Source organism: Micromonospora sp. RTBAU3-60, from assembly GCF_054963695.1.
Genome location: NZ_JBUEGB010000017.1, coordinates 13,674 through 34,340, shown reverse-complemented (window position 1 = coordinate 34,340; position 20,667 = coordinate 13,674). Strand labels below are relative to the sequence as shown.

General features: G+C 75.5%; 10 protein-coding genes. All 10 read right to left on the bottom strand.

Annotated elements, in window-relative coordinates:
- On the bottom strand, positions 1 to 1,356 hold the full coding sequence (locus tag ACY34I_RS18615) for a methylaspartate mutase (RefSeq protein ID WP_462756249.1): 1,356 nt from the start codon (positions 1,354 to 1,356) through the stop codon (positions 1 to 3).
- A 93-nt stretch (positions 1,357 to 1,449) separates the two neighbouring features.
- Positions 1,450 to 1,917: a cobalamin B12-binding domain-containing protein gene (locus ACY34I_RS18610; RefSeq protein ID WP_462756248.1), complete on the bottom strand. Its 468-nt coding sequence runs from the start codon at positions 1,915 to 1,917 to the stop codon at positions 1,450 to 1,452.
- Positions 1,914 to 2,537, bottom strand: a complete 624-nt coding sequence (locus tag ACY34I_RS18605) for a DsbA family protein (RefSeq protein WP_462756247.1) — start codon at positions 2,535 to 2,537, stop codon at positions 1,914 to 1,916. Before ACY34I_RS18605 ends, ACY34I_RS18610 begins: the two co-directional genes overlap by 4 nt.
- Before the next feature lie 20 nt (positions 2,538 to 2,557).
- Positions 2,558 to 3,427 (bottom strand): alpha/beta fold hydrolase, encoded by an 870-nt coding sequence (locus ACY34I_RS18600; RefSeq protein WP_462756246.1) that lies wholly within the window; start codon positions 3,425 to 3,427, stop codon positions 2,558 to 2,560.
- A 78-nt stretch (positions 3,428 to 3,505) separates the two neighbouring features.
- Entirely contained in the window at positions 3,506 to 3,763 is a 258-nt protein-coding gene (locus ACY34I_RS18595; RefSeq protein WP_255472567.1) for an acyl carrier protein, read from the bottom strand.
- A gap of 36 nt (positions 3,764 to 3,799) precedes the next feature.
- Positions 3,800 to 4,282 (bottom strand): 3-hydroxyacyl-ACP dehydratase FabZ family protein, encoded by a 483-nt coding sequence (locus ACY34I_RS18590; RefSeq protein WP_462756245.1) that lies wholly within the window; start codon positions 4,280 to 4,282, stop codon positions 3,800 to 3,802.
- Entirely contained in the window at positions 4,275 to 4,691 is a 417-nt protein-coding gene (locus tag ACY34I_RS18585) for a 3-hydroxyacyl-ACP dehydratase FabZ family protein (RefSeq protein WP_462756244.1), read from the bottom strand. Before ACY34I_RS18585 ends, ACY34I_RS18590 begins: the two co-directional genes overlap by 8 nt.
- A 74-nt stretch (positions 4,692 to 4,765) precedes the next feature.
- Positions 4,766 to 5,503, bottom strand: coding sequence for a 3-oxoacyl-[acyl-carrier-protein] reductase (gene fabG / locus ACY34I_RS18580; RefSeq protein WP_462756243.1), 738 nt, complete (start codon positions 5,501 to 5,503; stop codon positions 4,766 to 4,768).
- A gap of 9 nt (positions 5,504 to 5,512) precedes the next feature.
- Positions 5,513 to 5,746: an MbtH family protein gene (locus ACY34I_RS18575; RefSeq protein WP_148802805.1), complete on the bottom strand. Its 234-nt coding sequence runs from the start codon at positions 5,744 to 5,746 to the stop codon at positions 5,513 to 5,515.
- Entirely contained in the window at positions 5,743 to 20,667 is a 14,925-nt protein-coding gene (locus ACY34I_RS18570) for a non-ribosomal peptide synthetase (RefSeq protein WP_462756242.1), read from the bottom strand. The genes ACY34I_RS18575 and ACY34I_RS18570 overlap by 4 nt, the downstream gene beginning before the upstream one ends.

Genomic DNA, 20,667 nt, shown 5'->3' with positions numbered 1-20,667 from the left:
TCATGGTACGGGTGATCCCTGGGCGGGCCGGTGGGCGAACTCCGTGGCGGGCAGCTCCACGACGGGACGGGTCCCGACCTCCGGCGCGGCCGTGTCGTACCGGCTGGCCACGTACGACAGCGCGGCGAGCAGCCCGTCGCTGGTCATCTCCACCGGCCGTCCGCCGGCCGACCGGTCGACGGTCACCGGCATCCGGCCGGCCCGGGACCACGCCAGCCGCCCCCGGTCGGTGATGTATCCGCGCGCCTGCCCGGCGTTGTCCGGGTGCAGGCAGTACGGGATGTCCAGGTAGCCGCGCTGGAAGGCCCGGCGGAGGGCGACCCCGACGTCCTCGCTGAGCTCCAGCACCGCCTCGATCAGCGTCCGCGCCTCGGCGTAGATGCCGGTGTCCGGGGCCTCGGCCGGGGCCGGTCGCTCGGCGGCGGCGACCCGGGCGGCGTGCTCCAGCGCGGCCACGTTCTCCTCGATGGTCGGGATGCGGTGCGCCTCCGCCGGGGTCTTCACGATCAGGCGGGCCGCTCCCCCGCGTACCGCCAGCCGGGCGGCGGTGCCGAGCAGCCGCAGCGCCCCCTCGGTGGTCCGGGGATACACGCCCATGTAGGTGTAGAGCACCACGTGGCTGTCCAGGTCGGGCAGCCATTCGTCGATCAGCCGGCGCAGCGCGGCCAGCGCCTCCTCGTCCTGCTCCGGCGAGGTCTGCTGGGCGTAACTGAGCGAGACGCTGCGCAGCCCGTGCTGCCGGAAGAACATGCCCTCCAGCACGGTCACGGCGAGCAGCAGGCTCGGCGGGCAGAGCTGGCCCAGCAGGCAGCCGCCGAAGCTCTCCAGGTGCGGTTCGACGCCGAGGTCCCGCAGCCGGGTGTAGCCGGCGCAGCACCGCGCCCAGCTGTCGACCGCGTCCCGCAGCGGCACTCGGCTGTAGGGCAGGCAGTACGAGACCGGCCCGCCCTCGGTCGCGTCCACCCCGGTCCGCAGCAGCGCGGCGAAGATCTGCTCGGGTCGCGCCGAGCCGTGCCGCACCTGCACCGGCACGTCGTGCCGCTCGGCGGCGGCGAGCACCCAGCGGGTCACCTCCGGGGGGTGCGCCACGATCGGGTACCCGTTCAGGGGTGACCCGTCGGCCAGGGCGCGCCGGGCGGCCGCGTGATCGCCGACCCGGGTGTAGCTGTCCAGCGTCACGGTGGCCACGGTGACCGCCCGGGCGCGGGCCACCGCGTCCAGGCCGGCGCGCATGGTGGCCGGGTCGCCGAAGCCCATCCGGGGCTGCACGACCAGCTCGCCCCGCGCCTGCGCGGTGGCGACGGCCGCGGCGAACGGACCGCGCGGCAGCCTCACGCCGCCGCTCCGCTCGCTCACGGCGCCGCTCCGCGTCGCGCAGCGGCGGCGCGAGGCGCCATGCTGCTGCGCCCGATGGTTCGCTCGCTCACGCTGTCGCTCCGCTCCGCTCGCTCATCCCGACCGGTCCGCCGCGACGAGTTCGAGCCGGCCGAGGTACTCCAGGAACCGGTCCCGGTCGGCGCCGTCGTCGAAGACGGCCGTGTAGCCGGCGGCGAAGAGTTCGGCGACCTGCGCCCCGGTCAGGCTGCCGTCGACGCCCAGCTTGCCGCCGATGACGATCGGCACGTCGGCCAGCGCCGGGTCGGCGCGCAGCACGGCGGCCAGCCGCTTGCCGTCCGTGCCGCCGTGCCCGTTGACGCTGGAGACCACCACCAGGTCGGGGTTGTTCCGGCGGCACTCGGCGGCGAACAGTTCCTCCGGTACGCAGGCGCCCAGGTTGATCACCCGGTGCCCGGCCTCCTCCAGCAGCAGTTGCAGGTAGACCAGGTTCCAGGTGTGCGCGTCGGAGGAGACCGTGCCGAGCAGCACGGTGCGGCCACCGCCGGTCGGCGTCGGGTGGACCGGGGCCAGCACGGTCACGGGCGTACCCCCGCGGTGTGCAGGGCGTCGAGGAAACCGTCCAGCCGCTCCAGGCCCCAGAACCGGTGCCGGCCGACGATGAAGTACGGCACCGCGAAGATGTCGTCGTCGTACGCGCTGGCCAGGGCCTGCACCGCCGCCTCGCGCAGCCCGGGGTCGGCGGCCGCGCCGACCGCCCCGGCCGGGTCGATCCCCGCCTCGGTGGCCAGGCCGGCCAGCACCGCCGGGTCGCTGATGTTCTCGCCCTCCTCCCACCGGGCGCGGACCGCCGCCTGGTAGAACTCCCAGCCGCGGCCCTGCTGGCGGGCGTACAGCCAGGCCAGGTGCGGCACCGCCCAGTCGACGTCCATGTCCGCCGGCCAGACCATCCGGTACCCGAGCCGGTGCACCAGCCGGTTGGTGTCGACCAGCAGGTACTCGTGTTTCGCGCGGCTGATCGGGGTGTCCAGGAAGCCGGAGTCCGCCTCGGCCAGCGCGGCGCGCAACCCGTCCGCCGGCACCCAGTGCGGCACGAAGGTGATGACGTCCGGCGCTTCCGGCCAGCGCTCCGTGAGCTGGCGTACGGCGAGCCAGCTGCGCGGGCTGCGGAACGAGAAGTAGAGCCGGGGAGGCTTACGCATGTCGGGGTTTCTCCTCGGGATCAGGCGAGGGTCGGGGTGGGCAGCGCCGCGAGGAACCGCCGGATCTCCGCGGTCACCGCGGCGGCCTGCTCCAGGTGGCAGAAGTGACCGCCGTCGGGCCGGGTGTGCACGGACGCCACCGGCATGGCCCGGCGGAGCGCTTCGGTGCGGGCGCCGGCCAGGGCCGGGTCGAGCGCGCCGGTGACCACCAGGGTGGGCACCGTGACGGCGTCGAGCCCGAGGTCGGCGGTGGTGAGGAACTGGCGGAGCAGGGCGACGAAAGCGAGTGGGCTGACCCGGTCGAGGGCCTTCGCCACCATGGTGTCGACCAGGTCCGGGTCCAGGGTGTGCCGCCGCTCGCCCAGCCGGAGCCGGAGCCCCTCCCCGATCACGGCGCGGAACCGGGCCAGTTCCCGGTCGTGGAGCCGCCAGTCGACCGGGTCGTCGGGGGGTCGGAAGTACGGGGCGAGCAGCACGACGCCGTCCAGACGACGGCTCCAGGTCGCGGCGCGGTGGCAGACGCGCCGAGCTGGCGTGGTCGGAGCGGGCCGGTCCGCCGCGGCGAGGAGTTCCAGCACCGCGTTCGCCCCGAACGAGTGGCCCACCAGCAGCGCGGGCGGCTCGGGGAGCAGTGCCAGGGCGTGCCGCAGCAGGGTGGCCGGGTGCGTGCGGTACACCCAGCCGTACCGGGCGCCAGCCCGCCAGGGCAGGTCGAGGGCATAGGGGGTGAAGGGGAGGTCAGTGCCCAGCTCGTCGACGAACGGCCGCCAGGTGTGCCAGGAATCCTCCAGGCCGTGGGCGAGCACCAGCGCCGGGCCGTCGCCCGGACCGCGGTGCACGGCGAGGCGTTCGCCGTCGCACTCGGCCTCGACGACGGGATACCAGGTCACGGCGTACCTCCGAGCCTCGCCCGCCGCGGGGTGGCCAGGTGGTGGCTCCCCGCGGCGGGACCGGGGCGGTCATCTGGGTCAGTCCTGCCAGCCGGCGTACTGCTTGACGACGTCGTAGACGGCGCGCAGGTTCTCCATCCTGGGCAGCTCGGTCTGCGGGATCTCGATCTTGTACATCTTCTCCAGCCGGGCCAGGATCTCGATCGCCCGCAGCGAGTCCGCCTCGTGGTCGTCGACGAAGTGGCTGGTCTCGGTGATCTCCTCGGGCTCCACCTCGAGCACCTCGGCGACGACCTCGCGCAACTCGTTCATCCGGTTGCTCATGACCTGGGTCATCGTGCTGCCTTCCCTTCTCTGGTGTGACTGGTTGGTTCAGCCGGTCGGCCCGGCGGCCAGTTCGGTGTCCGGCCGGGCGACCGCGAGCATCGAGCCGACGACGGCGATCCGCCGCTCGCCGACCCAGGTCTCGCCGCGCATGACCGCGCTGTTGGGTTTGAGCGACTCCACCACCACCTCGTGGCGCAGGACGTCGCCCGGGTACGCGGCGCCGAGGAACTCGAAGTCCCGGGCCGCGCCGAACACGAGGGTGCCCTCCGGCGTCTCGCCGGTGGCCCGGGCGGAGAGCAGCCAGAGCGCCGCCCCGGCCTGCCCGAGCGACTCCACGATCAGCGCCGGCGGATAGGCGTACGCGGACTGCGGCAGGCCCTCGGCGAGACCGGCGAAGCACGGCTCGGTGCCGGTGACCGCCTTGACCGCGACGATGCGCCGGCCGGGCTCCACCTCGAGGACCCGGTCCACCTGCAGGATCGGGTGCCGGTGCGGCAGGATCGCGGTGAGGTCGGCGTACTCAAGCATCGGTCGCCCCCGGCCGCACCCGCAGCTCCAGGGTGACCTTCGCGGTGGCCGCGCCGTCGCCGCGACGGCAGTCGGCGACCACCCGGACCCGGTGCGGGTCGTCCGGGTCGTCGCGCAGCTGGCAGCTCGCGGTGAGCACGTCACCGGGCAGCAGCGGCGCCTTGAACCGGACCGACCGCACGGCGGCCAGCTCCACCCGGACGTCCGGGCCGCGGTCGGCCTCGACGGCCCGCCGGGCCGCCTGGTGGACCGTCTCCACGGTGAACACTCCCGGGTAGATGGGGAAGCCCGGGTAGTGGCCCGCCAGGTACGGGTCGGTGGCCACGATCCGCTTGGTCGCCGTGATGCCGTCGGCGCTCGGTTCCACCTGGTCGACCGCGTCCAGTGGCGCGGCGAAACTGCGGCTCATGGGCCCTCCTCTCCGATCTCTGTCCGTATTGCACCGGCGCCGGCTCGAGGCCGGCTTAAGGTCGGCTCGCGCCGTCAGAGCACGATCCCGCCGTCGACCTGGAGCACCTGGCCGGTGACGTACGCGGCCCGGTCGGAGGCGAGGAAGGACACCAGCTCCGCGACGTCGGCCGGCTGGCCGAGCCGGCGCAGCGGGATCATGCCGACCGCCTTCGCCCGGGCCTTCTCGGACAGCGCGGCGGTCATGTCCGTCTCGATGAACCCGGGCGCCACCACGTTCACCCGGACCCCGTACGGGCCCAGCTCCTTGGCCAGGGCACGGCTCATCGAGTTGATCCCGCCCTTGCTGGCCGAGTAGTTGGCCTGGGTGGCGTTGCCGTACACCCCGGCGACGGAGGACATGTTGATCACGGTGCCGCGCTTGCGCTTCATGAAGCCGAACACCACGGTCCGGCAGAAGTTGAAGGTGCCGGTGAGGTTGGTGTCCAGCACCGCCTCCCAGTCGGCGAACGGCATCAGCACCAGCGGCTTGTCCCGGACGATGCCGGCGCTGTTGACCAGCACCTCCACCGGCCCGAGCTCCGCCTCGGCGGCGGCGACGAACTCGGTCACCGCGTCCGGGTCGGCCACGTCGCAGGGGGCGTGGAAGCAGCGCACCCCGCGCTGCTTGATGGCGTCGGCCGTCTCCGCCGCCGCCTCGCCGCCGCTGCGGTAGCAGAACGCCACGTCGTACCCGTCCTCGGCCAGCCGCAACGCCACCGCGCGGCCGATGCCGCGCGAGCCGCCGGTGACCAGCGCGGTGCGCTGCTCCATCCCGTCCCCCTAGCGGGCCGCGGCCGCGCCGTCGGCGGCCATCGCGGCGATCAGGCTCTTCGGGCGCATGTCGGTCCACTCGCGCTCGACGTAGTCGAGGCAGGCCTGCCGGCTGTCCTCGCCGAAGGCGGTGTGCCAACCGTCGGGCGCCGGCACGAACGACGGCCACAGCGAGTGCTGCCCCTCGTCGTTGACCAGCACCACGTACCGGCCCTCCTCGTTCTCGAACGGGTTGCTGCTCATCGCGGTTCTCCCTCTCGCTCGGAATCGGTGTCGATCGCGTTCAGCCGCTCGGCCAGCACCCGGCCGATGGCGGCCAGGGGTTCCGGCTGGGTCATGTCGTTGTGCTGGCAGTCGACGTCGTGCGTCTGCACGCCGCCGGACAGGTGCGGCCGCCAGGCGGCCCGCGGGTCCACCCCGGGTGCCCGGTCGCGGGTGGCGACGAACAGCAGCGCGTCGAGGTCGACGTGCCCCGGGCGGTGCTCCCGGGCCAGCCGGGAGTTGTTGGCGAACACCTCGTACAGGGCGGTGATGTGCCGCGCCTCCAGCCGGCCGAGCACGCCCTCGTTGCGGCTGAGCAGCTCGGCGACCTGCTCCTCGTCGACCGACCCGGCGGCGGCGTCGGCCGGGTAGCCGGCCAGCTGCAGCATCCCGCCGAGGAACTCGGCCCGGTTGAGGATCGCCGGCTCGGCCCGCTCCGCCTCGGTCTTCGGGAACGAGTCCAGCAGCGCCAGCAGCGCCACCTGCTCGCCGTCGGCCCGCAGCCGGGCGGCGATCTCGTGCGCGATCAGCCCGCCGAACGACCAGCCCAGCAGGTGGTACGGGCCGGCCGGCTGGACCTCGCGGATCCGGGCCAGGTAGTCATCGGCGATCTGCCCCACGTTGCCCGGCAACTCGTCGCGCTCGGCCAGGCCCCGCGACTGCAGGCCGTAGATGGGCCGGTCGGTGAGGTGCCCCATCAGGCCGGAGTAGGACCAGCTGAAGCCGCTGGCCGGGTGGACGCAGAACAGCGGCGGCCGGGCGCCGTGCCGACGCAGCGGCAGCAGCACGTCGAACGCGCTGCGGCCGTCGTCTGAGGTGTCCAGCCGGTCGGCCAGCTCGGCCACCGTCGGCGCCTCGAACAGCGTCCGCAGGGCCAGGTCCACCGCGAAGGTGGCACGGACCCGGCTGATCAGCCGGGTGGCCAGCAGCGAGTGCCCGCCCAGGTCGAAGAAGCCGTCGTCGATGCCCACCTCGGGTACGCCGAGCACCTCGGCGAACAGGCCGCACAGCACCCGCTCCCGGTGGCTGCGGGGGGCGCGCCGCTCGGCGCCGGCCCCGGTGTCGGCGGCGTCCGGCACCGGCAGGGCGCCCCGGTTCAGCTTGCCGTTCGGGGTCAGCGGCAGCTCGTCCAGCACCACCACGGCCGCCGGCACCATGTACTCCGGCATCGCCGCGGCCACCGCGGCGCGCAGCTCGGCCGGCTGCGGGCTGCGGCCGGGCGCCGGCACGACGTACCCGACCAGGCGTTGGTCGCCGGGGCGGTCCTCGCGGACGATCACCGCGCCGCGGGCCACATCGTCGTGCCCGGCCAGCACCGCCTCGATCTCGCCCAGCTCGATCCGGAACCCGCGCAGCTTGACCTGGTCGTCGACCCGGCGCAGGAACATCAGCTCGCCGGTGTCGGTCCACCGCACGATGTCGCCGGTGCGGTACATCCGGGTGCCGGGCGCGCCGAACGGGTCGGCCACGAACTTCCCGGCGGTCTGGCCCGGCCGGGCCAGGTAGCCGCGGGCCAGGCCACCACCGGCGACGTACAGCTCACCGGGCACGCCGGGCGGCACCGGCCGCAGCCGAGCGTCGAGCACGTACAGCCGGGTGTTGGCCAGCGGGCCGCCGATCGGCAGCGGGCCGGGCGGGATCACCGCGCCCGGTGCGATCCGGTACTCGGTGCAGTTGACCGTGGTCTCGGTCGGGCCGTACATGTTGTACACGGCCACGCCCGGGTGCTCGCGCCGCCACTCGTCGACCACCTCGCCGAGCAGCAGCTCCCCGCCGAGCAGCAGCTCGGCGGTCGGTGCGTAGTCGTCCGGCAGCGCGGCCAGCAGCGGCAGGTGGCTGGGGGTCGCCTTCAGGAAGGTGCAGGCGTGCCGGCGCAGCCGCTCCCGGGTGGCGGGGTCGTCGTCCAGGCCGGCGACGTGCACGGTGCCGCCGACGGTCAGCGGCACCCACATGCCGGTGACGCTCAGGTCGAACGAGACCGACGAGTGCAGCAGCGCGCTGCCGCGTACCCCCTGGTAGTCGCCGCCGGCGAAGGTGAGGTAGTCGGTGAGCGAGCGGTGCTCGATCACCACCCCCTTGGGCCGGCCGGTGGAGCCGGAGGTGTAGATGACGTACGCCGGGTTGGTCAGCCGCAGCGGGGCGGCCCGGTCGGCGTCGGTGAGCGGGTCGGTGGCGAAGTCGTCCGGGTTGCACTCGTCCACCAGCAGGCGCGGCACCCCGTCCGCCGGCAGGTCGGCGGCTGTGGCCGCGTCGGTGAGCAGCAGCGCCGGCGTGGTGTCGGCGAGCATGAAGGCGATCCGGTCCGCCGGGTAGCCCGGGTCGACCGGCACGTAGGCGCCGCCGGCCTTGAGCACCGCGAGCAGCCAGCACACCAGCCGGGCGGAGCGGGGCAGCGCCACCGCGACGAACCGCTCCGGACCGACGCCCCGCGCGATGAGCAGCCGGGCGAGCCGGCTGCTGTACGCGTCCAGCTGGGCGTAGGTCAGCTCGGTCTCCGCGTCGACCAGGGCCGGCGCGTCCGGGGTGCGGGCGACCTGCGCGGCGAACAGCTCGGGCAGGGTCGCCGCCGGCACCGGCGCGGCGGTGTCGTTCCAGGTCACCAGCACCTGCTCGCGTTCCGCCCCGGTGAGCAGGTCCACCGCGCCGATCGGCTGGTCCGGGTCGGCCGCCAGCGCGGCGAGCATCGTGAGCAGCCGGTCGGCGATCCGCTCGACGGTGCCGTGGTCGAACAGGTCGGCGCTGTACTCGATCCGGCCGGCCAGCCCGGCCGGGGCGCCCGCGTCGTCCACCTGCTCGGCGAGGCTGACGTTCAGGTCGAACTTGGCCCCGCCGGTGCCCGCCGGCAGCCCGGACACCCGCAGGCCGGGCAGCTCGACGTCGAGCCGGGCGTGGTTGTGCACCGCCAGCACGACCTGGAACAGCGGGTGGCGGGCCACCGACCGGGCCGGGTTCAGCACCTCGACCAGCCGCTCGAACGGCACGTCCGCGTGGGCGTACGCGGCCAGGTCGGTGGCCCGGACGCGGTCCAGCAGCTCACCGAAGGTCGGGTCACCGGAGGTGTCGGTGCGCAGCACCAGGGTGTTGACGAAGAAGCCGATCAGCCCGTCGACGGCCTCGTCGACCCGGCCGGCGATCGGGGTGCCCAGCGGCACGTCCTCCCCGGCGCCGAGCCGGGTGAGCAGCGCCGCCAGGGCGGCCTGGGCCACCATGAACAGGCTCGCCTGCCGTTCCCGGGCCAGACCGGTCAGCCGGGCGTGCAGGTCGGCCGGCACGTCGAAGGTGACGCTGCCGCCGCGCCGGCTGGACACCGCCGGGCGGGGCCGGTCCACCGGCAGCTCCAGCTGCTCGGGCAGCCCGGCGAGGGTCCGCGCCCAGTAGCCGGTCTGCCGGCTGACCAGGCTCTGCGGGTCGGTCTCCGCCCCCAGCACGGCGCGCTGCCAGAGCGCGAAGTCCGCGTACTGGACCGGCAGGGTGGGCAGGTCCGGCGCCCGGCCGGCGCGCCGGGCGGTGTACGCGGCGGCCAGGTCGGCCGAGAGCGGCCCGGCCGACTGCCCGTCGCTGGCGATGTGGTGCATCAGCAGCAGCAGGACGTGCTCGTCGTCGGCGAGCCGGAACAGGTCGGCGCGCAGCGGCGGCTCGCCGGCCAGGTCGAACCGGTGCCCGATCGCGGCGGCCAGCGCGGCGGGCAGCTCCGCCTCGGTGACGTCGTGCTCGGCCATCCCGGGCACCGCCGTCGCCGGTTCGAGGACCCGCTGGTACGGCTCGCCGTCGACCTCGACGAAGACGGTCCGCAGGGTCTCGTGCCGGGCCGTCACGTCGGCCAGCGCGGCGTGCAGGGCGGCCTGGTCCAGCTCGCCGTGCAGCCGCAGGGCCAGCGGCACGTTGTAGCTGACGTCGGAGTCGTCGAACCGGTTGAGGAACCACAGCCGGCGCTGGGCGTACGACACCGGCACCAGCTCGGGGCGCGGCCCGGGGCGCAGCGGCGGGCGGCTCTCCTCACCGGCCAGCAGCCGCGCGGCGAGGCCGGCCACGGTCGGGGTCTCGAAGACCGCCCGGATCGGCAGCTCCACGTCGAAGACCGCGCGGACCCGGTTGACGATCCGGGTGGCCAGCAGCGAGTGGCCGCCGAGGGCGAAGAAGTCGTCGTCCACGCCGACCCGGGCCACCCCGAGCACGTCGGCGAAGACGCCGCAGAGCAGCTCCTCCTGGGGGGTGCGGGCGGCCCGGCCGCCGGCGGAGCCGAAGTCCACCGCGGGCAGCGCCTTGCGGTCCACCTTGCCGTTGGCGCTCAGCGGCAGCGCGTCCAGCCGGACCACCACCGACGGCACCATGGCGTCCGGCAGCCGGGCGGCGACGTGGTCGCGTACCGCCTCCGGGTCGGTGTCCCCGACGACGTACCCGACGAGCCGGTTGGTGCCGGCCGGGTCGGTGTTCACCGCCACGGCGGCGGCGGTCACCCCGGCCGCCGCGCGCAGCGCCGCCTCGACCTCGCCCAGCTCGATCCGCTGGCCACGGATCTTGACCTGGTCGTCGTTGCGGCCGAGGAACTCCAGCTGCCCGTCGGGGCGATAGCGGACCCGGTCGCCGGTGCGGTAGAGGCGGGCGCCGGGCCGGTCGGCGAACGGGTCGGCGACGAAGACGGTGGCGGTGCGGCGCGGGTCGCCCAGGTAGCCGAAGCCCACCCCGACGCCGCCGACGCAGAGCTCACCTGGCACGCCGGGCGGCACCGGCTGCAGGTTGGCGTCGAGCACGTACAGCTGGGTGTTGCGGATGGCCCGGCCGATCGGCACCCGGTCCGCGTCGGCATCGGCCGGGGTGGCGACGACCGCGTGGGTGACGTCGTCGGAGCACTCGGTCGGGCCGTACGCGTTGAGCAGCGGGATCTGCGGGAACCGGGCCAGCCAGCGGTGGCACAGCTGCGGCGGCAGCGCCTCGCCGGTGACCAGCAGCCAGCGCAGCTTCGGCAGGTCGGGCACCGGGGCGCCGGCGTCCCAGGCGTCCAGCGCGGTACGCAGCAGCGACGGCACCACCTCGAGGATGGTCACCCCGTGCCGCTCCACCCGGCCGAACAGGGCGCCCGGGTCCAGCGCGGTGTCGTCGTCGACCACGTCGACGCTGCCGCCGGTGAGCAGCGAGGAGAGCATCTGCCAGACCGAGACGTCGAAGGTGAGCGCCGCGTTCTGCACCACCACGTCGGCGTCGGTGAGGTCCAGGTCCTCTACCTTGGCCAGCAGGTGGTTGAGCATCCCCCGCCGGTGCACCATGGCGCCCTTGGGCCGGCCGGTGGAGCCGGAGGTGAAGATGACGTACGCGAGGTCGGCCAGGCCGGCGGCCAGCGGCGCGGACCCGACCGGCGGGCCGGCCTGGGCCAGCGGCAGCACGGTGATCGGGACCCCGGCGGCGGCGACCACCTCGGCGGCCGCCGCCTCGTGGGCCGCGTCGACCAGCAGCCAGCGGGTGCCGCTGTCGACCAGCAGGTCGGCGTTGCGGGCCACCGGCGAGCGCGGGTCCAGTGGCAGGTAGGCGCCGTCGGCGGTGAGCGCGGCCAGCACCCCGGTGATCGCGTCGGCGCCCCGGTCGGTCAGCAGCGCGACCAGGGAGCCCCGCCCGGCGCCGGCGGCCCGCAGCCGGGCGGCCAGTTCGTCGGCGCGGGCGATCAGCGCGGCGTAGGTGAGGGTCTGCCGCGGGTCGGTCACCGCGACCGCGTCGGGCCGTTCGGCGGCCACCGCCCGGATCAGGGTCACCGGGTCGTCGGCGGGCAGCGGCCGGCCGGTGGCGTTCCAGTCCACCAGCGTCCGCTGCCGTTCGGCGGGGCCGACCACGTCGACGGCGCCGATCGGCGCGTCCGGGGTGGCGACGACGGCCTCCAGCATCCGGAGGAACCCGGCGAGGATCCGCTCGGCGGTGTCCTCGTCGAACAGGTCCCGGCTGTAGTCCAGCCGGCCGTCGATCCCGCCGGCGGCCGCCGGCCGTTCGGTGAGGTCGATGGACAGGTCGAACTGGGCCGCGTGCGCCCCGACGTTGTCGACCACGGCCCGCAGGCCGGGCAGGTCCAGGTCCACCGTGGCGTTGTTCTGCAGCACCAGCATGACCTGGAACAGCGGGTTGCGGGCCATCGACCGGGGCGGGTTGAGCACCTCGACCAGCCGCTCGAACGGGGTGTCCTGGTGGGAGTACGCGGCCAGGTCGGCCTCCCGGACCCGGTCCAGCAGCTGCCGGAACGTCGGGTTGCCGGCGGTGTCGGTGCGCAGCACCAGCGTGTTGACGAACATGCCGACCAGGTCGTCGACGGCGTCGTCGGTGCGGCCGGCGATCGGGCTGCCGATCGGCACGTCGGTGCCGGCGCCCAGCCGGGTGAGCAGCGCGGCCAGGGCCGCCTGGAACACCATGAACAGGCTGGCCCCGGTGGCGTGCACCAGCGCGGTGAGCCGCTCGTGCAGTGCCGGTTCGATGGCGAAGGCGAGCATCCCGCCCTGGTGGCTGGCGACCGGCGGGCGGGGCCGGTCGGCCGGCAGGGTCAGCTCGTCCGGCGCGCCGGCCAGCGCGTCCCGCCAGAAGCGCACCTGCTGCGCGATCGCGCTGTCCGGGTCGGACTCGTCGCCGAGCACCGCGCGCTGCCAGAGGGCGTAGTCGGCGTACTGGACGGGCAGCGGGGTGAACTCCGGCGCCCGCCCGGCGACCCGGGCGGCGTACGCGGCGGAGAAGTCCCGGCCCAGCGGGGCCATCGACCAGCCGTCACCGGCGATGTGGTGCAGCACGAGCAGCAGGAAGTACTCGTCGTCGCCGAGGGCGAACAGCCGGGCCCGCAGCGGCGGGTCGACGGCCAGGTCGAAGCCGCGCCGGGTCTCGGCGAGCATCAGCTCGCGCACCTCGGCCGGGTCGACAGCCTCCACGGTGATCGACGGGCAGGCCGCGTCGGCGTCCAGGATCACCTGGTACGGGTCGCCGTCGGCGTCCGGGTAGATCGTGCGCAGGCTCTCGTGGCGCGCGAGCACGTCGCGCAGCGCGGCGCGCAGCGCGGCCACGTCCAGGTCGCCGGTCAGCCGCAGCAGGATCGGGATCTTGTACGGCGAGTCGGCGCCGGAGAGCCGGTTGATGAACCAGAGCCGGTTCTGCGCGTACGACAGCGGGATCCGCTCGGGGCGGGGCATCGGCTCCAGCGCCCGGCGGGCCTGCCTCGCCCCGCCGAGCCGGGCGGCCAGACCCGCCACGGTGGGCGACTCGAACAGGTCCCGGATGGCCAGTTCCGCGCCGAGTGCGGTGCGGATCCGGCTGACCAGGCGGGTGGCCAGCAGGGAGTGCCCGCCGAGGGCGAAGAAGCTGTCCTCGATGCCGATCTCGGGCAGGCCGAGCACGTCGGCGAAGAGGTCGCAGAGCACCTCCTCCTGCGGGGTGCGCGGCGCGCGGCGGGTGGAGCCGGCCGCGTAGTCGGGCGCGGGCAGGGCCCGCCGGTCCACCTTGCCGTTGCCGGTCAGCGGCAGGGTGTCCAGCACCACCACCGCGGCCGGGACCATGTACTCCGGCAGCACCGTGGCGGCGTACGCGCGCAGCGCGGCCGGGTCCGGCGCCGCCGCGTCGGCGGCCGGTACGACGTAGCCGACGAGCCGTTTGTCGCCGGGCCGGTCCTCGCGGACCACCACGGCCACCTGGCCCAGGCCGGGGTCGCGGGCCAGCACCGCCTCGATTTCGCCGAGTTCGATCCGGAAGCCCCGGATCTTCACCTGCTCGTCGGCGCGGCCGACGAACTCCAGGGTGCCGTCGGGTCGCCAGCGGACCACGTCCCCGGTGCGGTACATGCGGGAGCCGGCGGGGCCGAACGGGTCGGCCACGAACCGCTCGGCGGTCAGCCGCGGCCGGTTCAGGTAGCCGCGGGCCAGCCCGGCGCCGGCGATGTACAGCTCACCGGCCGCCCCGGGCGGGGTGGGGCGCAGGTAGTCGTCCAGCACGTACAGCCGCATGTTGTCCAGCGGCCGGCCGATCGGCACCGAGTCGGGCACCTCGGCCACGGCGTGCATCAGGTGGTGCGAGGCGAAGGTGGTGGTCTCGGTCGGGCCGTAGCCGTCGCCGACCACGAGGCTGGGGCAGGCGGCCAGCACTCGGCGCACCATCGGCGCGGGCACCACGTCACCGCCGGTCCAGACCTCCCGGACCCGGGCGAACGCGTCCGGGGTCTCCTCGGCCAGCAGCCGGAACAGGCCGGCGGTCAGCCAGAGCGCGGTGACCGCGCCGCCGGTGAGGACGGCGCGCAGGTCGTCCATGCTCAGCTCGCCGGGCGGTGCCACGACCAGTTCGCCGCCGTTCAGCAGCGGCACCCACAGCTCGTACGTCGAGGCGTCGAAGGCCAGCGGCGAGTGCAGCAGCACCCGGCGCTGCCGGTCGGTGCGCCAGCACCGGTCGGCGGCGAGGCTGAGCACGTCGTACTGGGTGACCGCGACGCCCTTGGGGGTGCCGGTGGAGCCGGAGGTGTACATGACGTACGCGAGCTGCCGGGGATGGGCGGGGCGGCCCGGGTCGACGTCGGGCCGGGCGGCGATCTCGGCGGCGGCGTCGCCGTCGACCGTCACCACGGTCAGGTCGCGGTCGAACCGCACGCCGGCCATGGCATCGGTGAGCAGCACCGAACTGGCCGTGTCGGCGGCGATGTGGGTCAACCGGTGGGCCGGGTAACGCGGGTCCAGCGGCACGTACGCCGCGCCGGCCTTGAGGATGGCCAGCACCGACACCACCTGGTCGACCGAGCGTTCCTGGAGCAGCGCGACCCGGTCCTCGGCGGCCACGCCGAGCGCCACCAGGTGCTGGGCCAGCCGGTTGGCCCGCGCGTCGAGTTCCCGGTAGGTCAGCGTGGCGCCGTCGGCGGCCCGCACGGCGACCTGGTCCGGGGTGCGGGCGGCCTGCGCGGCGAACCGGGCGGCCACCCCGCCGGCCAGCGCCGGCTCGGGCTGGGCGGTGTCGTTCCAGTCGGCCAACACCAGCCGCCGCTCGGCCGGGTCGAGGACGTCCAGCCGCCCGACCGGGGTGTCCGGGTCGGCGGCGACGGCGGTGAGCAGCCGCAGCAGCCGGTCGGCGAGGCGCTGGGCCGCGTCGGCCGGGAACAGGTCGGTGCGATGGTCGAGCTGCAGCCGCAGCCGCTCGCCGGGGATCGCGGTGACGGTGACCGGGTAGTGGGTGGCGTCGCGCCCGGACACGCCGGTCAGCCGCAGCCCGGTGCCGGGCAGGGTCAGCAGCTTCGGGTCGAGCGGGTAGTTCTCGAAGACCACCAGGGTGTCGAAGAGCTCCCCGTGCCCGGCCAGCCGCTGCACCTCGGTCAGCGGCAGGTGCTGGTGGGCCATCAGCGCGGACTGCTGGTCCTGCAGGCGCAGCAGCAGCCGGGCGACCGGCTCGGCCGGGTCCAGCCGCAGCCGGACCGGCAGGGTGTTGATGAAGAGCCCGACCATGGTCTCCACGCCGGCGATCTCCGGCGGGCGGCCGGAGACGGTGCCGCCGAACACCACGTCGCCGCGGCCGGTCAGTGCGCCGAGCAGCACCCCCCACGCGCCCTGGAGGACGGTGTTGAGGGTGACGCCGTGCCGGCGGGCCTGCGCCTGCAGGTCGGCGGTCAGTTCGGCCGGCAGGTCGATGACAAGCCGGTCGGGCAGCTCGGGGGCCCGGCCCGGGTCGGCCGGGGCGAGCAGGGTCGGCTCGGCCAAACCGGCCAGCGCCTCGGCCCAGGCCCGCTCCGCGGCCGCCCGGTCCTGCGCGCCCAGCCAGGCCAGGTAGTCGCGGTAGGGCGCCACCCGGGGCAGTTGCCGGTCGTCGCCGCCGGCGGCGTACAGGGCGAGCAGCTCCCGCATCAGCGTCGGCACCGACCAGCCGTCGAGCAGGATGTGGTGGTTGGTGAGCACCAGCCGGTGTGCGGTGTCGGCCAGGCGCAGCAGGGTGAATCGCAGCAGCGGCGGGCGGGTCAGGTCGAAGCCCTCGGCCCGGTCGGCGGCGAGCAGGTCGCGGACCCGGTCGGCCTGCGCCGCGCCGGACAGCTCCCGCAGGTCGTGCTCCCGCCAGCCGGCCCGGATCCCGTCCACCACCACCTGCACCGACTCGCCGGAGGAGCGCTGGCGGAACGCGGCCCGCAGGTTGGCGTGCCGGGCCAGCAGGGCGTCGGCGGCGTCCCGCAGGGCGGCCGGGTCCAGCGCACCGGCCAGGTCGAAGCAGAGCTGCACGGTGTAGACGTCGCGGTCCGGCCCGTCGTACAGGGCGTGGAAGAGCAGCCCCTCCTGCAGGGTGGACAGCGGCAGCAGGTCGCTGGCGGCCGGTTGGGCCGCCTCGATCGCCTCGATCTCCTCCTGCGACAGGGGCAGCAGCAGGTCGGACGGGGTGTGCCCGCCGGCGCCGGGGGTGGCGGCGTGCGTGTCCAGGGCGTCCAGCGCGGCCAGCCAGTCGTCGGCCAGCTCGCGGACGTCCGCCTCGCCGAGCAGGGTCTGCGGCCAGGAGAAGGTCGCCGACAACCGGGGACCGTCGGCGTGGTCCCGGGTGACCGCGTTGACCTCGATGGCGTGCGGCACCGGCAGGGCGCCGTCCGCGCCGCCGCCGAGGGCCCGGGTGTCGGCGGCGACCGTCCAGTCGGCGTCGCCGCCGTCGGCGGTGGCGAACCGGCCGAGGTAGTTGAAGCCGATCTGCGCGGCCGGCCGGTCGGCCAACTGGCGGGCGGTGTCGGGGTTGAGGTAGCGGAGCAGGCCGTACCCGATGCCGTTGTCGGGCACCGCGCGGAGCTGTTCCTTCACCCGCTTGATCGCGCGCCCGGCGGCGGCGCCCCCAGCGAACGCCTCGCCCAGGTCGAGCCGGCCGAGGTCGAGCCGGACCGGGTACATGGTGGTGAACCAGCCGACGGTCCGGGACAGGTCCAGGCCCGCGGCCAGTTCCTCCCGACCGTGCCCCTCCAGGTCGACCAGCAGGCCGGTGGCGTCCGCCGCGCCGCGCCGGTGCCGCCACCGGGTGACGGCGAGGGCGAGCGCGGTGAGCAGCACGTCGTTGACCCGGCCGTGGAACGCCGCCGGCACCCGGGTCAGCAGCGGCACGGTGCGCTCGGCGGGCAGGGTGACGGTCAGCAGCCGGCCGGCGTCCACGATGTCCCGGACCGGGTCGAGCGGCCGCCCGGCGAGCGGGGCCTCGGCGGCGCCGAGCCGGTCCAGCCAGCCGGCCAGCTCGGCGGTCCGCTCCGGACGCGCGGCCTCGGCGACCAGGTGCTCCGCGAAGCGGCGCAGCGACGTCCGCACCGGTTCCAGCTCGGGGGTACGCCCGGCGGCGACCGCCTGCGCGGCGGCGGCCAGGTCGGGCAGCAGGATCCGCCACGACACCCCGTCGACGACCAGGTGGTGCAGGGCCAGCAGCAGCCGGCCGGGCCGGTCCGCGCCGGCGTCGAACCACAGCGCCTGCAGGACCCGCCCCTCGCCCGGGGCCAGCCGGGCCTGGACCGCCTTGGCCTGCTCCTCCACCAGGCCGCGCAGCTCGTCGGCGTCCAGCCCGGCCGCGTCGATCCGGGTCACCAGGCCGGCGGCGGCCACGCTGCCGCGCTCGCCGATCACCTGCCGCCAGCCGCCCGCCGCGTCGCGGACCAGCCGCAGCCGCAGCGCGTCATGGTGGTCGACCAGCGCCTGCACCGCGCCGACCAGGTGCTCCGGGCGCAGCCCGGCCGGGCTGGTCACCAGCATCGACTGATAAAAGCCGTCGATCGGGCCGCCCCGCTCCCGCAGCCAGTGCACGATCGGGGTCAGCGGCACCTCACCCGTACCGTCGTCGGTGGGCACCGGCACGGCGTCGTCCGCGGCGGCGGCGGCGAGACCAGCCACCGTCCGGTGCACGAAGACGTCCCGGGGGCTGAACGCGAGCCCCGCCTTGCGGGCCCGGCTGACCAGCTGGATCGACACGATGCTGTCGCCGCCGAGGTCGAAGAAGCTCTCGTCGACGCCCACCGCGTCCAGCCCGAGCACCTCGGCGAACAGGCCGGCGAGCAGGGTCTCGCGGGCGTTGGCCGGGGCCCGGCCGCCACCGGTGCCGGTGAACCCGGGGGCCGGCAGCGCCCGCCGGTCCAGCTTCCCGCTCGGGGTCAGCGGCAGCGCCGGGAGGCCGACCACGGCCGCCGGCACCATGTAGTCGGGCAGGCTGGCGCCGACGTGCGCCCGCAGCGCGGCCGGGTCGACCAGCGCGCCGGTGGCCGGCACCACGTACCCGACCAGGCGCTTCACGCCCGGCTGGTCCTCGCGGGCGACGACCGCGACCTGCGCGACGGCCGGGTGGCGGGACAGCACCGCCTCGATCTCGCCCGGCTCGACCCGGAAGCCGCGGATCTTCACCTGGGCGTCGGCCCGGCCGACGAACTCCAGCGTCCCGTCGGCGCGCCAGCGCACCAGGTCGCCGGTGCGGTACATCCGCCCGCCGGGCTCGGCGGCGAACGGGTCCGCGACGAACCGCTCGGCGGTCAGCGTCGGCCGGTCCAGGTAGCCGCGGGCCAGCCCGGCCCCGGCGATGTACAGCTCCCCGGGCACGCCCGGGGGCACCGGGCGCAGGAACCGGTCGAGGACGTAGGCGCGGGCACCGGCGACCGGGGCGCCGATCGGTGGGGCGCCGCCGCCGGGGACCAGCGGCGCGCTGAGCGTCGCCGCCACGGTGATCTCGGTCGGCCCGTACGCGTTGACCATGCGCCGGCCGGGGGCGAACCGGGCGACCAGGTCCTCCCCGCAGGCGTCGCCGCCGACCACCAGGGTGCGCAGCACCGGGGGCGTCACGGCGGGCAGGCCGGCGAGCGCGGCCGGCGGGATGAGCGCGTGGGTCACCTGCTGGCCGGTGAGCACGGCGGCCAGGTCGTCGCCGACCAGCGGCCCCGGCGGCGGTACGACCAGCGCCGCCCCGGCGCCGAAGGCGGCGCAGAGTTCCAGGACGGACGCGTCGAAGCTGGGTGAGGAGAACTGCAGTACCCGGCTGGTGGGGTCGACGTCGAAGCCGGCCACGATGGCGGCGGTGAAGCTGGGCAGGCCGGCGTGGGTGACCACCACCCCCTTCGGCCGCCCGGTGGATCCGGAGGTGTAGATGAGGTACGCGGGGTGCTCGGGCCGCAACCGGGCGGCCCGCTCGGCATCGGTGACCGGGCCGGTGGGGCGGGCCGCCCAGTCCGCCACCGTGGCCGGCTCGTCGAGCAGCAGCCGGGGCACGTCGGTGTCGGGCAGGTCGAGCCCGGTCAGCGTGGCCAGCAGCACCGGTCGGGCGTCGGTGAGCATGAACGCGATGCGGTCCGCCGGGTAGTCCGGGTCGACCGGCAGCCAGGCGCCGCCGGCCTTGCTCACCGCGAGCGCGGCGGTGACCAGTTCCGGGCTGCGTGGCAGGGCGAGCGCGACCACCCGCTCGGGGCCGACGCCCCGGTCGATGAGCAGCCGGGCCAGCCGGTCGGCGGCGGCGTCCAGTTCGGCGTACGACATGGTGCTGTCGACGCCGATCAGGGCCGGCGCCTGCGGTCGGGCCGTGACCTGGGCGGCGAACAGCTCGGGGAAGGTGCGCGGCGCCACGGGCGGCGGCCCGGCCGCCCAGGCGCCGAGGACGGCCGCGCGCTCGGCGTCGTCGAGCAGGTCGAGCGCGGCGACCGGGGTCCGCGGCGCGTCGACGACCTGGGTGAGCAGGCGGACCAGGCGGTCGGCGACGCGCCGGGCGGCCGCCGCGTCCAGCAGGTCCGGGCGGTGGTCCAGGCGCAGGGTGAGCCGTTCCCCGGGCAGCACGGCCAGGGTCAGCGGGTAGTGGGTGGCGTCGTGGCCGGTGACGTCGGTGACCCGCAGGCCGGTGCCGGGCAGGTCCAGCGCGGCCGGATCGAGGGGGTAGTTCTCGAAGACGGTCAGCGTGTCGAACAGGTCGCCGTCGCCGGTGCCGGCCAGCCGGCGGATCTCGGCGAGGCCGAGGTGCTGGTGCGCCATGAGCGCCGACTGCTCGTCCTGCACCCGGGCCAGCAGGGCGGCCAGGGACTCGGCCGGGTCGAGCCGGATCCGCACCGGGACGGTGTTGATGAACAGGCCGAGCATCGACTCGACACCGGGCAGCTCCGGCGGCCGCCCGGCGACGGTGGCACCGAAGACCAGGTCGTCGTCGCCGGTGAGGGTGCCGAGCAGCAGCGCCCAGGCGCCCTGGACCACGGTGTTGAGGGTGACGCCGAGCCGGCGGGCCGCGGCGGTGAGCCGGGCGGTGAGGTCGGCGGGCAGCGCCACGGTGAGCTGTTCGGGGGTGGCCGGCGGCCGCGCCGGGTCGGCCGGCGCGAGCAGGGTCGGCCCGGCCAGCCCGTGCAGCGCGTCCCGCCAGGCCCGCTCGGCGCCGGCCCGGTCCTGCCGGTCGAGCCAGCCCAGGTAGTCCCGGTAGGGGGTGACCGGTGGCAGGCCGCGGTCGTGCCCGCCGGCGACGTAGTGGGCGAACAGCTCCTTCGCCAGCAGCGGCATCGACCAGCCGTCGAGCAGCACATGGTGGTTGGTGAGCACCAGCTTCGCCCGCTCCGGTCCGGTCCGGATGAGCGCGCCCCGCAGCAGCGGCGGGCGGGCCAGGTCGAAGCCGGCGGAGCGGTCGGCGGCGAGCAGCCGGACCACCTCGTCGTCGCGGTCCGCCGCGGCGAGGCCGGTCAGGTCGTGCTCCTGCCAGGCCGGGGCGATCTCGCGCGGCACCACCGCGACCGACTCCCCGGTCTTGCGCTGCCGGATGCCGATCCGCAGGTTGGCGTGCCGGGCCAGGATCGCGCTGAGGGCGCGGCACATCCGGTCGCCGTCGACCGGACCTTCCAGGTCCAGCGCGAACTGGACGGTGTAGAGGTCCGATGCCGAGCCGTCGTACAGCGCGTGGAAGAGCAGTCCCTGCTGCAACGGTGACAGCGGCAGGATGTCCTCGACGCGTGACTGCTTCGCCAT